The sequence below is a fragment of the Modestobacter sp. VKM Ac-2985 genome (assembly GCF_026967925.1).
Classification (GTDB): Bacteria; Actinomycetota; Actinomycetes; order Mycobacteriales; family Geodermatophilaceae; genus Modestobacter.
In genome coordinates, this window is record NZ_JAPVBI010000003.1 from 587,918 (window position 1) to 600,616 (window position 12,699).

A 12,699-nucleotide genomic window follows, 5' to 3' on the forward strand; every position below is an offset into this window, starting at 1 on the left:
GCGGCGTGACCCGGCCGTCAGTTCAGGAGCGGCTCACCCGGTCGGCCAGGGCGAGCACGTGCCGCCAGGCGTCCTGGCAGGCCTCGGTCCACTCGGCGGAGGACCGGTCGAAGAACGAGTGCGGCGCCCCCTCGTAGACGACCTCGTCGACGTCGGCCCCGGCCGCGCGCATCCGGGCGGCCAGCTCCCGCTGCTCGGCCACCGGGGTGGCGCTGTCCGCCCCGGCGATGATCATGACGACCGGCTTCTGGGCGCCGTCCGCAGCGTCGCCCACCAGGCTCGGCCGGCCGTAGAACCCCGCACTGCCGGCCAGGTCCAGGTCGCCGGCCGACTGGCGCCAGGCGTGGCTGCCACCGAAGCAGAACCCCACGGTCACCACCGGCAGCGCCGGGTCGGTGCGGCTGCGCAGGTACTCGATCCCGGCGGTGGTGTCCGCGTCCACGCCGGCCGGCGTGGTCTGCGGGATGTGCGCCTGCCAGTCGAAGTCCTCCTCGCGGGTGCCGTTCTCGGCGATCCCCGCCGTGCGGCCGAACCAGTCGACGGCAACCGCGGCCAGCCCCGCCTCGGCGAACCGCTCGGCCAGGGCGACGTAGTAGGGGTGGAGGCCCCGGATGTCGGGGAGGAGGACCACCCCGGCGCGCGGGGCGGTGGCCGGCGCGGCGTAGGCGGCGGAGAACCGGGTGCCGTCGGCGGCGGTCAGCGTGAGGGTGCCCCGTTCCGCGACGGGCCCGACGGTGGGCGGCGCGGGCGGGCGGCTGTCGTGGTCGTGGCACATGCCGACGTGTCTACCGCCGCCCTGTGCAGCGCGCAGCGGGAGTGTCCCTGCGGCGCGCAGCGGGAGCTCAGCCCCGGTCGTCCTTGCCGCCGGTGTCGCCGCCCCCGCCGTCCCCGTTGCCGTTGTCGGCGGCGTGGTCCGGTGCGCTCGGGTCGCCACCGAAGACGCTCGCCGCGACGTCCCGGCGCACCTCGGTGGCCCAGTCGTGCTGGCGGTTGGCCTGCTGGATCAGCCGGTCGAGCAGGGCGGCGTCGATCCGGCTGTCCACGGTGGCGGCGATCCGCAACGTCTCCAGGCCGCTGCGCTTGCCCCGCACCGCGGAGGCGAGGAACTCGAACTCGACCAGGTCGCTGGACGGGGACCGGCTGAGCAGGTGCCCGTTCAGCTTCGCCCGGCTCGCCTTCTCCGCGATCCAGGTGGCCACCTGCTTGTACTGGCGCACCGGGAAGCCCAGCGCCTGCGCGACCCCGGTGATCGCGGCCTTCTCCTCACGGAGCTCGTCGAGCAGCTGGCGGAGGGGCTGCTCGCGCTCCGTCCCGCGGTGCACCCCGATCATCCGGGAGACCAGCTCGATGCCACCGGCGGCCGCAGCGAGGTGGTCGTTGACGTAGACGGCCAGCAGCTCTGGGTGGGACACGGAACTGGTCGGTGCCGGGGTCTGGGTCACGGGTTCTCCTCGCAGGCAGGGCCGGTTTCCGGCCTCCCCATCATGTCCGGTGACCATCGGTTCGACACCCGGCCCCCTCGGGCGGGGGGTCAGCGGCGGTTCCGCCGGTTCCAGCTGGTCCACGAGTTGTCCCGGATGAAGGGGTTGACGACCTCGGCGTCCCGCCGGCCCTCCCGGACCTCGCGCCAGACGTCGGAGTGGTGCAGCGAGCGGGACCCGCGCCGGCGGGCCGAGTGGTCCATCCACCAGGCAGCCCCGAGCAGGAGGGTCACCGCGACGCCGACCGTCACCCAGAAGACCATGGCCCATCCTGACCGATCGGGGGGCTCCGTACCTCGATCGTCCGGATCTCATCTGTGAGATAGCGTGGCCCGCGATGACGCTGACCGAGGAGACGACGACCCAGTCCCTGCGCCAGATCGGTGCGCTCGTCCGGGACGCCCGGCGCCACCACGGACTCACCCAGCAGCAGCTGGGCGAGCGCCTGGGCACCAGCCAGAGCGCGATCGCCCGGATCGAGCAGGGCAACCAGAACCTCACCCTGGAGCTGCTCGGCCGGCTGTCGGCCGCGCTGGACAGCGAGCTGATCACCGTCGGCCGCAGCGGCCCCACCCACCTGCGGGTCAGCGGCGGCAGACCCCTGTCGGGCAGCGTCACGGTGAAGTCGTCGAAGAACGCAGCAGTGGCGCTGCTGTGCGCCGCGCTGCTCAACCGCGGCCGGACGACGCTGCGCAACGTCTCCCGCATCGTCGAGGTCGACCGGATCCTGGACGTGCTGACCTCGATCGGTGTCTCCGCCACCTGGGACGCCGCCGGCCGGGACCTCACCCTCGTCGTCCCCGAACAGCTCGACCTCTCCGCCATCGACGCCGACGCGGCCCGTCGCACGCGCAGCATCATCATGTTCCTGGGGCCACTGCTGCACCGGGCCGAGGACTTCCGGCTCCCCTACGCCGGCGGCTGCGACCTGGGCACCCGCACCGTCGAGCCGCACATGATCGCGCTGCGCCCCTTCGGCCTGGAGGTCGAGGCGCACGCCGGGGAGTACCGGGCGACGGTGGCCCCGCCCGTGGCGCGGGACCGGACGATCGTGCTGACCGAGCGCGGGGACACGGTGACGGAGAACGCGCTGCTGGCCGCCGCCCGGCACGACGGGACGACCACGATCCGCAACGCCAGCCCGAACTACATGGTCCAGGACCTCTGCCTGTACCTGGAGCTGCTCGGCGTGCAGATCGAGGGCTTCGGGACCACGACCCTGGTGGTCACCGGCAAGCCCGTGCTCGACGCCGACGTCGACTACCCGCTCTCGGAGGACCCGGTGGAGGCGATGAGCCTGCTGACCGCCGGGATCGTCACCGGCTCGGAGCTCACCGTGCGCCGGGCGCCGATCGAGTTCCTGGAGATCGAGCTGGCGATCCTCGGCGAGATGGGGCTGCAGTTCGACCTGTCCCCGGAGTACCCGGCCGACAACGGGCGCACCCGGCTCGTCGACATCACCCTGCACCCCTCCCAGCTGCGGGCGCCCATCGACAAGGTGCACCCGATGCCCTTCCCGGGGCTCAACATCGACAACCTGCCCTTCTTCGCGGTGATCGCCGCGACGGCCACGGGCAGCACGCTGATCCACGACTGGGTCTACGACAACCGGGCGATCCACCTCTCCGACCTGACCCGGCTGGGCGCCGACGTGCGGCTGCTCGACCCGCACCGGGTGCTGGTGGAGGGGCCGACGCGCTGGTCGGCAGCGGAGATCGTCTGCCCGCCCGCGCTGCGCCCGGCGGTCTGCATCCTGCTGGCGATGCTGGCGGCCAAGGGCGACTCGGTGCTGCGCAACGTGGACATCATCGCCCGCGGCTACGAGCAGCTCTACGAGCGACTGGTCGAGATGGGCGCCCAGATCGAGGTCTTCACCGACTGAGAACGGACCACCAGAATGGCCATTCTGGTGGCCCGCTCTCAGTCGCGGAGGAGGACCGCGACGCCGACGCAGCCGAGGGCCCAGAGGCCGCTGGCCAGCGTGCCGATGATGAACCGCTCGGACGCGACCGGTGCCTTCAGCTCGTTGAACCGGCCGAGCCCCTTCACCGCGATCAGCACGGCGAGCCCCTCGGCGAACCCGGCCAGCACGGTGACCGCGATGGCGGTGCGCTCCAGCACGCCGATCCAGGCGCCACCCCGGAGCACCTCCGGGTCCGAGGCGCGCCGCCGCCCCGGCACCCGGTCGGGGTCGGCGGCCCGGAGGACGGCGGTGGCCACCGGACCCCCGCCCAGCGCGGCCGAGGCGACCGCCAGCAACTGACCGCCGATCGCCACCCCGTCCCCGACCCGGCCCGCCCGCCAGGCGAGCGCGGCTGCGGTGCCCAGCAGCAGCACCAGCAGCACCCCGCCGAAGCGGCTGTCCCGCCGGTCGCTCTGCGGGGTCAGCGCTCCTCCGGCCAGGACCAGGACACCGAGGACCACGAGGGCGGCGATGCCCATCCCACCGCCCACTTCGCTCATCCCGCCGCCCGGGCCAGCAGACGGGCCGCCGTCGGGTGCAGGTCCCGCTCGACGTCCCACAGGCCGGCGCCCAGCCGCTGACCCACCGCCTGCCGGGTCACCCCGAGCTCGGTGGCCGCCTGGGCCTGGGTGCGCCCGGCCTCGACCAGCTCGATCGCCTCCCACGCCTGGTCGCTGCGCCGCTCGACCAGGACGGCCAGCGCGCTCAGCACCGCCTGCGCGTCGGCGGCCGACTCGGGTGCCGCCCCCCGCACGGCCAGCCGGACGGGACGGCGCTTGGCCGCCTCGACAGCGGCCCGGGCTGCCACGAACGCCGGGCCCGCCCCCGCCCGGGTGCTGCCCGGCAGCGGCGTGTGCACCGGGCCGGCCCCGATCCCGACACTCCACCCCCCGTCCCGCAGCAGCCTGCGGACGACGCCGACCACCACCACCGGGTCGTCGAGCAGGCCCTGGAACTCGTCACCGGCGGTGCGCTCGAAGCGCAGCACGGTGGGCACGTCGGCGAGTGCGCTCAGCACCCCGGGCACCCGGTCCGGGTTGCTGCGGCTGTCCCGCTGGTCGACCGTGAGCACGAAGGGCATGGCGCAAGCCCATCAGCTTGCACGAGTGAAAGCAAGCTCTTGACCTTGTCGGCGTGGCGGGCTGATCCGCAGCTTCTGGTCAGGACCCGGCCGGAGCCGGCGGGAAGCCACCGGTGGCGACCGGCCCCCACCGCTCGATCGTCACCCGGAGCAGCGCCTTGCCCTGGCGCTGCATCGCCGCCCGGTACTCGTCCCAGTCGGGGTGCTCACCGCTGATCGACCGGAAGTAGTCGACCAGCGGGTCGAGCGCCGCGGGCAGGTCCAACACCTCGGCCTGGCCGTCGACCTGCACCCAGGGGCCGTCGAAGTCGTCGGATAGCACGCAGAGCGAGACCCGGGGGTCGCGCCGGGCGTTGACCGCCTTGGCCCGCTGCGGGTAGGTGGAGACCACCACCCGCCCCTGGTCGTCGACGCCACAGGTCACCGGGGACAGCTGCGGGTTCCCGTCGCTGCGGCGGGTGAGCAGCAGTGCCTTGTGCCGGGGGCGCAGGAAGGCGAGCAGTTCGTCGCGGTCGACGCGGTCAGCGGTGGCGGTCTTCGGCATGCCGGGAACCTACGACGTGCCTCCGACCGTCCGCGCTCCGACGTCGGCCCGCACTCCGCACAGGATCACGTCCAGCCGATCGGTGGGACCCGGCCGGGTGTGCTGGGATCACACCATGCCCGACGAACGCCACGCCGCCCCCGCCGCCGAGACCCCCGAGGACGAGCACGGCAGGGACACCGGCGCGAGCCGGGCCACCACCGACAGCGCACAGGAGACCGGCCCCGAGACCGACGAGAACGAGGTCGGCACCACCCGGGCGCCGATCCCCGGCCCGGAAAGGGCCCGGCGCCTGCAGGCCGCGAGCCGCCGGGTGGCGATCGTCTCGGGCGAGCTGATCCTCATCGTCATCGCCCTGCTCATCGTCGGGCGGGTCATCGGCGAGCTGTGGGTGGTCCTGCTCCCCGTCGTCCTCGCGCTGCTGTTCACCACCGTGCTGTGGCCGGTCACCCGCTTCCTGCGCGACCACGCCTGGCCTGCGGCGCTGGCCTCGCTGGTCGTCCTGCTGCTCTTCCTCGGCGCGTTCGGCGGGATCATCGCCGTCATCGCGCCCCAGGTGGTCGGCCAGGTCGAGGACGTCGCCGACGGCGTGACCGAGGGCCTGGAGCAGGTGCAGGACTACCTCGCCGGCCCGCCGTTCAACATCGACGACGAGCAGATCGGCAACGCCGTCAACTCCATCATCGACTCGGTGCAGAGCAACGCGCAGAACATCGCCGGCTACGCCGTCACGACCGCGACCACGATCGGCGGCCTGCTGATCAACCTGGTGCTGGCCCTCGTGCTGACCTTCTTCTTCCTCAAGGACGGCCCGAGGTGGGTCCCGTGGCTGGCGGCGCAGACCGGCCCGCAGGCCGCCCCGCACGTCGCGGCGCTGTCGATGAAGACCTGGCGCACGCTGTCGGAGTTCATCCGCCAGCAGGCCATCGTCGGTTTCGTGGACGCCTTCTTCATCGGCGTCGGGCTGCTCGTGCTCGGCGTGCCGTTGGTGGTGCCGCTGGCCGTGCTGACCTTCTTCGGTGCGTTCATCCCGATCATCGGTGCCTTCGTCGCCGGGGGCTTCGCCGTCCTCATCGCGCTGGTCGACAGCGGCCTGACCACGGCGCTGATCGTCCTGGGGCTGATCATCGTGGTGCAGCAGATCGAGGGGAACGTGCTGCAGCCGATCCTGCAGGGCCGCGGACTGAACCTGCACGCCGCCGTGGTGATCCTGGCGGTGACCGCCGGGGCCAGCCTGGCCGGGATCATCGGGGCGTTCCTGGCGGTGCCGGTGGCCGCGCTGATCGCGGTCGCCTACCGCTACGGCCGCGACGTGCTGGACGGCAACAACCCCGAGGTCGACGACGACGGCATGCGAGGGCAGCTGACCCGCGACTCCTCCGGGACCCACCTGGTGCGTGAGCCGGCCGACTCGGCCGCCGACAGCTGACCACGCTCCCCCGGCCGGGGGACGATGGGAATGCACCGGCCGTCCGCGGGGCTGGTGACCACGTGCAGCCCGACCAGCCGTCAGGAGGACGCCCCGTGCCGCAGCGACCGGAGGACCTCGTCGAGGTGCTCCCCGAGGCCCAGCCCTTCCTCGCCCGTGAGGCAGCGGTGTCCGCGCCCGAGCAGCGCTCGGCCCTGGTGCTCGTCCACGACCTGGCCGGTGAGTTCGACGCCGCGCACGCGGGTGCGCTCACCGGAGCCCACCTGCTCGACGCGCTGCCGAACCGGCTCATCGCCCGTTTCGACGTCGACGCGCTGGTCGACTACCGGGGCCACCGGCCGCGGATGACGTTCTCCGGTGACCGGTACGTGTCGATCTCCTCCCCCGAGATCGGGCTGTACGCGCTGGAGGACGACGGCGGGACCCCCTTCCTGCTGCTGCACGGCGCCGAGCCCGACCACGCCTGGGAGCGGTTCATCGCTGCCGTGCTGCAGCTGGTCGACCGGTTGGGCGTGACCTCCGCCGTCGCGCTGCACGCCATCCCGATGCCGGTGCCGCACACCCGCCCGGTGACCGTGACCGCGCACGCGACGCGGCGGCAGCTGATCGAGTCCTATCCGCTGTACTGGGGGGAGATGCGGATCCCCGCGAGCGTCGGTGCGTTGCTGGAGCTGCGGCTCGGCGAGGCCGGCGTCGACGCACTGGGCATCGCTGCGCACGTCCCGCACTACCTGACCCAGGCCACCTACCCGGCGGCCTCGCTCACCCTGCTGGAGCACCTGACGCGGCTCACCGGCCTGCACGTGCCGGTGGAGACGCTGCGCGAGGCGGCCGAGGCGCACCGCACCGAGGTCGACGAACAGATCGCGCGCTCGAGCGAGAACACCGCGGTGGTCAACGCCCTGGAGGAGCAGTTCGACTCCTTCGCGGCCTCCCGCGAGGAGACCGGGCTGCTCGGGTTCAGTGGCGAGATGCCCACCGGCGACGAGCTCGGCGCGCAGATCGAGCGGTTCCTCGCCGAGCAGGACAACGACCGCCCCACCGACTGACGCCCCGGGTCAGCCGGCGACCACCCGGGCCACCGCCAGCAACCCGCCCACCGTCTCCCTGACGCTCAGGCCGGGAGCTTCGCCACCGTCAGCAGGACGACGGAGTCCTCGAGGGCCTCTAGGGCGTGCCGCTCGACCGGGACGGCGAGCAGCTGGCCCTTCCCGAGCTCCTGCGGGGCGGCGGTGGAGGTCAGCCGGACCCGCCCCTCCAGCACCAGCAGGGTCGCCTCGCCGGGGTTCTCGTGCTCGGCGAGCCCCGCACCCCCGCGCAGTGCGATCACGGTCTGCCGCAGCGTCGCCTCGTGGCCGCCGTGGACCGTGTGCGCCGCCCGGCCGCTGTGCGCGCCGGCCGCCGCAGCGGCCAGGTCACGGGTCATCTCCGACACGTCCTGTGGTTCGCCGTTCATGCGCGTCCTCTCCACCGTCCGGGACCTCGGACGCCGGCAGGGCCCACGCCCGGTGCGGGGACCGGGTCCGGCACCGCACCGGACCATGCCCGCTGCCTGCCGGTCGTGGCAACCCGTTCGGTCGGCGCCGGACCTCACCGCGGGTCCCGACCGGAGCCCCCACCGCCGGTGATGACCAAAGACCTGCTGCGGAACCGCGCGGCCCCCACCAGACTCGGGGTGCCCCCGCCCACCGGGACCCGGTGGCGGGAAGAGGACGACCCCGACGCAAGGAGCTCATGTTGCTGTCCGATCGATCACGTCCGGTCATCGAGGCGACCCTGCCGGTCGTCGCCGAGAACATCGAGGAGATCGCCCGGCGCTTCTACGCGCACCTGTTCGGCGCCCACCCGGAGCTGCTCGACGGGACGTTCAACCGCGGCAACCAGGCCGAGGGCACCCAGCAGGTCGCCCTGGCCGGCTCGGTCGCCGTCTTCGCCAGCGCACTCGTCCAGGACCCGGAGCAGGTCCCCGAGCACCTGCTGGCCCGGATCGCGCACAAGCACGCATCCCTGGGCATCACCCCGGCGCAGTACGACGTCGTCCACGACAACCTGTTCTGGGCGATCGTCGACGTGCTCGGTGAGGCCGTCACCCCGGAGGTGGCCGCAGCCTGGGACGAGGTCTACTGGCTGATGGCCTACGCGCTGATCAACATGGAGCGCGGCCTCTACAGCTCCCGCGGGGTGCGGCCGGAGACGGTCTGGCGCGAGTGGGAGGTCGCGGAGAAGACCGCGGAGACCGCCGACGTCGTCACCTTCCGGGTGAAGCGGATCGACGACCGGCTGGTGAAGACCTCCCTGCCCGGCCAGTACGTGTCGGTGAAGATGCTGATGCCCGACGGCGTCCACCAGCCCCGGCAGTACAGCCTGACCCGGGCCGACGACGGCGAGCACCGCCAGTTCTCGGTCAAGCGGGTGCGCGGCGGCGACAAGCCCGACGGCGAGGTCTCGAACCTGCTGTGCGACCAGGTCCAGGTCGGCGACGTGCTGACGATGTCGCTGCCGTTCGGGGACGTCGTCCTCGACGACTCCGGCCGCCCGGTGGTCTTCGCCAGCGCCGGCATCGGGATCACCCCGATGGCCGGGATGATCTCGCACCTGACCACCGCCGGGTCACGGCTGCCGATCACCCTGCTGCACGCCGATCTCGACGAGAGCTCCTTCGCCCTCCGCGAGCAGGTCAGCGCCGATGTCCAGCAGCTGCCCAACGCGTCCATGCACGTCTGGTACGAGCAGGGTGCGGACAGCTCGCTGCCCGTCACCGGCGTGCACGCCGGGATGATGGACCTCGACGCCCTCGACCTGCCGGAGGGCGCCGCGTACTACCTGTGCGGTGCGCTGCCGTTCATGCGGGCCGTGCGCAGCGCGCTCATCGACCGCGGCGTGCCGGGCCGGGACATCCAGTACGAGGTGTTCGGCCCCGACCTGTGGCAGGCCGACCTGGCCGCCGAGCCGACGCCGGACGCCACCGCCCACCCGGTCGCCGCGCAGGCCTGACCAGCCCCGGCACAGCACTGCGGGCCGCGTCCGGGAACTCCCGGACGCGGCCCGCAGGTGGTGCGGTGGGGCGGTCAGCCCCGGTGGGTCATCGAGCCCAGGTCACGTCGCCAGGACGACGTGCTCGTTGGGCACGCAGTGCGTCATCGTCAGATCCGAGACGTCGCGCGGGCCGTTCTTGCCCAGGTTGGCCGCACGCTGCAGCTCCGCCTCGGTGAGCGTCTGGGTCTGCAGCGGCGGCATCCCCCGGACGTCGTCCGCGCTGATGCCCAGGCCCTCGCCGACCCGCTGGCCCAGCTCGTCCTCGACCATGAACAGGTGCCACATCATCCGCTCCTGGATCGGCCGGTCGCACTGCGACAGGTTGGCGATCAGGTTGGCGACGAGGTCGTCCTGCTCCCACTGCTCGGACAGCAGGTAGCGCTGGCCGGCCTGGGTGTAGTCGTCGGTGCGCTCGATCCGCTTGCGGGTCAGCCGGCCGGTGATCTCCGGGCCCTGCTCGTCGTGCGCGGGGGCCTGGCCCTCACGCAGGCCGCCCAGGATCGACGGCTCGTAGTTGACGTGCGGGTTCTGCCCCGGACCCAGGTCCACGCCGTAGGCCATCGCCCCGTCGCGCTGGTTGGTGGCGACCTTCGCGCCCTTGGGCTGGTTCACCGGCAGCTGCAGGTAGTTCGGGCCCACCCGGTAGCGCTGGGTGTCGGAGTAGGAGAACGTCCGGCCGACCAGCATCTTGTCGTCGGAGAAGTCCAGCCCGTCGACGAGCACCCCGGTGCCGAAGGCGATCTGCTCGCTCTCGGTGAAGAAGTCCTGCGGCGTGCGGTTCAGCGTCAGGGTGCCGACCTTGCGCAGCGGGAACTCGTTCTCCGGCCACACCTTGGTGTCGTCCAGCGGGTCGAAGTCCAGCTCCGGGTGGTCGTGGTCGTCCATCAGCTGGACGTGCAGGTCCCAGGACGGGAACTCGCCGCGCTCGATGGCCTCGTAGAGGTCCTTCGTGTGCACGCCGAGCTCACGACCCTGCGCGACCGCGGCGTCGGCCTCGGTCCAGGACTTGACGCCCTGCTTGGGCAGCCAGTGGTACTTGACCAGCGTGGTCTCACCGGCGGCGTTGACCCACTTGTAGGTGTTCACGCCGAAGCCCTGCATGGTGCGGTAGCTCGCCGGCAGGCCGCGGGGGCTCAGGACCAGCGTCATCATGTGCAGCGCCTCGGGCGACTGCGACCAGAAGTCGAAGACCCGGTTGGCGACCTGGCGCTCGAAGGTGACCGGGTCGGGCTTCTGCGAGTGGATGAAGTCGGGGAACTTGATGGCGTCCCGGATGAAGAAGACACCCAGGTTGTTGCCGACGAGGTCCCAGTTGCCGTCCTCGGTGTAGAACTTCACCGCGAAGCCGCGCGGGTCGCGGGCCGCCTCCGAGGAGTCCCGGCCACCGGCGACGGTGGAGAAGCGCAGCGCGACCTCGGTCTCCTTGCCCTTCTCCTGGAAGAGCTTGGCCCGGGTGTACCTGCTGATCGGCTCGTCGCCGACGGTGCCGTCGGCCACGAAGACGCCGAAGGCGGTGGCACCACGGGCGTGCACGACGCGCTCCGGGATGCGCTCCCGGTCGAAGTGGCTGATCTTCTCCAGGAACTGGTAGTTCTCCAGCGTGGCCGGGCCACGCGAGCCCACCGTGCGCTGGTTCTGGTTGTCGTAGACCGGGTGTCCCTGACGGTTGGTCAGGACGGCCCGGTCTGCCTCAGTGGCCGCAGGGCCCTGCGATGCGACGTCGGTCATGCGCTCACTCCTTCTTCGATGGCACTGCTCGTTCCGTACCCGTTCGTTCCGCGTGACACCTGGCAGTCCGCGCAGAGTCCCCAGAAGACGACCTCGGCCTCGTCCACGGCGAAGCCCGCCGCGTCCGAGGGCGCCAGGCAGGGCGCCTGGCCCACGACGCAGTCGACGTCGGCGATCAGGCCACACCCCCGGCAGACCAGGTGGTGGTGGTTGTCGCCGACCCGCAGCTCGTACAGCGCCGGCCCACCGGCCGGCTCGATGCGGCGGGCGAGCCCGCTCCCCACCAGGGCCTTGAGCACCCCGTAGACCGCCTGGGGCGAGATCGAGGGGTGGACCGTGCGCGCGGCGGTGGCGATGGTCTCGGCGTCGACGTGCGGGTGCTCGGCGAGTACCCCGAGCACGGACAGTCGCGGCCGCGTGACACGCAGCCCCGCCGTCCGCAGCTGCTCTGCCCAGGTCGTCTCCATCAGCAACCAGTCAACCCCGCTTCCTTGACCAGGTCAAGAAAACAGACCCGTGCCCCCGCTCACGGGCAGGCTCGCGGCGGGGCCGCCCGGTGCTACGCGAAGACGATCGTGCGGTCGCCCTCGACGACGACGCGGTCCTCCACGTGCCAGGTGACCGCCTGGGCCAGCACCTGGCGCTCCACGTAGCGACCGATCCGGCGCATGTCCTCGACCGTGGCGCGGTGGTCGACCCGGGCCACCTCCTGCTCGATGATCGGGCCGGCGTCCAGCTCCGCGGTCACGTAGTGCGCGGTCGCCCCGATCAGCTTCACGCCGCGGTCGTGGGCGGCCCGGTACGGGTTCGCGCCGACGAAGGCCGGCAGGAAGCTGTGGTGGATGTTGATCAGCCGCTCCGGGAAGCGGCTGCAGAAGTCGGCCGAGACGATCTGCATGTACCGGGCCAGCACGACCAGGTCGACGTCCCCGATCAGCTCCAGGGCGCGGGCCTCGGCGGCGTCCTTGGTGTCGGGGGTGACCGGCACGTGGTGGAACGGCACCCCGTGGGCCCGGGCCACCGGCTCCAGGTCGGGGTGGTTGGAGACGACGGCGGCGATCTCGGCCCGCAGGTCACCGGCGTCGACCCGGTAGAGCAGCTCCTGCAGCACGTGGTCGGCCTTGGAGACGAAGACCGCCAGTCGCGGGGTGTGCGCGGCCTCGGTCAGCCGCCAGGTGAACTGCCACTCCCCCGCCAGGTCGGCGAGGGCCGCCTCCAGCTCGGTGCGGCGGGTCGCCAGGTCGGCGAGGACGAACTCCAGCCGCAGGGTGAACGTGCCGCCCTGCGGGTCCGAGGAGTGCTGCTGGGACTCGGTGATGTTGGCGCCGGCCTCGGCCATCAGCCCGGAGAGCACCGCGACGATGCCCGGCCGGTCGGGGCAGCGGACGACCAGCCGCCCGAGGTCGGTGGTGTGGGGCTCCTGTGGCGCTGGCATGC

14 protein-coding genes are annotated in these 12,699 nt (G+C 72.5%); 4 read left to right on the top strand and 10 right to left on the bottom strand.

Annotated elements, in window-relative coordinates; all coding sequences use genetic code 11:
- Positions 1-22 precede the first annotated feature (22 nt).
- The 3 genes from O2V61_RS18810 to O2V61_RS18820 all read right to left on the bottom strand — a co-directional run bounded on the left by O2V61_RS18810 (position 23) and on the right by O2V61_RS18820 (position 1,744).
- Positions 23-775 (bottom strand): dienelactone hydrolase family protein, encoded by a 753-nt coding sequence (locus O2V61_RS18810; RefSeq protein WP_269184795.1) that lies wholly within the window; start codon positions 773-775, stop codon positions 23-25.
- Positions 776-842: 67 nt separating this feature from the next.
- A complete protein-coding gene (locus tag O2V61_RS18815; RefSeq protein WP_269184796.1) occupies positions 843-1,442 on the bottom strand; it encodes a hypothetical protein in 600 nt (199 codons plus the stop codon).
- 89 nt (positions 1,443-1,531) lie between these two features.
- Positions 1,532-1,744 (bottom strand): hypothetical protein, encoded by a 213-nt coding sequence (locus O2V61_RS18820; RefSeq protein WP_269184797.1) that lies wholly within the window; start codon positions 1,742-1,744, stop codon positions 1,532-1,534.
- A 74-nt stretch (positions 1,745-1,818) separates the two neighbouring features.
- Here O2V61_RS18820 and O2V61_RS18825 point away from each other — a divergent pair, with 74 nt between their 5' ends.
- Positions 1,819-3,363, top strand: coding sequence for a helix-turn-helix domain-containing protein (locus tag O2V61_RS18825; RefSeq protein WP_269184798.1), 1,545 nt, complete (start codon positions 1,819-1,821; stop codon positions 3,361-3,363).
- A gap of 38 nt (positions 3,364-3,401) precedes the next feature.
- Here the strand turns inward: O2V61_RS18825 and O2V61_RS18830 are convergent, their stop codons facing one another.
- The 3 genes from O2V61_RS18830 to O2V61_RS18840 form a co-directional block, all read right to left on the bottom strand.
- A complete protein-coding gene (locus O2V61_RS18830; protein ID WP_269184799.1) occupies positions 3,402-3,944 on the bottom strand; it encodes a hypothetical protein in 543 nt (180 codons plus the stop codon).
- Positions 3,941-4,525: a hypothetical protein gene (locus O2V61_RS18835; RefSeq protein ID WP_269184800.1), complete on the bottom strand. Its 585-nt coding sequence runs from the start codon at positions 4,523-4,525 to the stop codon at positions 3,941-3,943. Before O2V61_RS18835 ends, O2V61_RS18830 begins: the two co-directional genes overlap by 4 nt.
- Before the next feature lie 79 nt (positions 4,526-4,604).
- On the bottom strand, positions 4,605-5,069 hold the full coding sequence (locus O2V61_RS18840) for a PPOX class F420-dependent oxidoreductase (RefSeq protein WP_269184801.1): 465 nt from the start codon (positions 5,067-5,069) through the stop codon (positions 4,605-4,607).
- Between the two features lie 115 nt (positions 5,070-5,184).
- Here O2V61_RS18840 and O2V61_RS18845 point away from each other — a divergent pair, with 115 nt between their 5' ends.
- Entirely contained in the window at positions 5,185-6,498 is a 1,314-nt protein-coding gene (locus O2V61_RS18845; protein WP_269184802.1) for an AI-2E family transporter, read from the top strand.
- A 95-nt stretch (positions 6,499-6,593) separates the two neighbouring features.
- Complete coding sequence (locus tag O2V61_RS18850) at positions 6,594-7,547, top strand: proteasome assembly chaperone family protein (protein WP_269184803.1); 954 nt, start codon at positions 6,594-6,596, stop codon at positions 7,545-7,547.
- A gap of 65 nt (positions 7,548-7,612) precedes the next feature.
- Here the strand turns inward: O2V61_RS18850 and O2V61_RS18855 are convergent, their stop codons facing one another.
- Complete coding sequence (locus O2V61_RS18855; protein ID WP_269184804.1) at positions 7,613-7,954, bottom strand: cupin domain-containing protein; 342 nt, start codon at positions 7,952-7,954, stop codon at positions 7,613-7,615.
- Positions 7,955-8,232: 278 nt separating this feature from the next.
- On the opposite strand from O2V61_RS18855, the gene O2V61_RS18860 reads away from it, so the two are divergent.
- Entirely contained in the window at positions 8,233-9,492 is a 1,260-nt protein-coding gene (locus O2V61_RS18860) for a globin domain-containing protein (protein WP_269184805.1), read from the top strand.
- A gap of 102 nt (positions 9,493-9,594) precedes the next feature.
- Here O2V61_RS18860 and O2V61_RS18865 read toward each other — a convergent pair whose 3' ends face one another.
- The 3 genes from O2V61_RS18865 to purU form a co-directional block, all read right to left on the bottom strand.
- A complete protein-coding gene (locus O2V61_RS18865) occupies positions 9,595-11,262 on the bottom strand; it encodes a catalase (protein WP_269184806.1) in 1,668 nt (555 codons plus the stop codon).
- Positions 11,259-11,729, bottom strand: a complete 471-nt coding sequence (locus O2V61_RS18870; RefSeq protein ID WP_269184807.1) for a Fur family transcriptional regulator — start codon at positions 11,727-11,729, stop codon at positions 11,259-11,261. The genes O2V61_RS18865 and O2V61_RS18870 overlap by 4 nt, the downstream gene beginning before the upstream one ends.
- A 92-nt stretch (positions 11,730-11,821) precedes the next feature.
- A complete protein-coding gene (purU, locus tag O2V61_RS18875) occupies positions 11,822-12,697 on the bottom strand; it encodes a formyltetrahydrofolate deformylase (protein ID WP_269184808.1) in 876 nt (291 codons plus the stop codon).
- Positions 12,698-12,699: the final 2 nt, after the last annotated feature.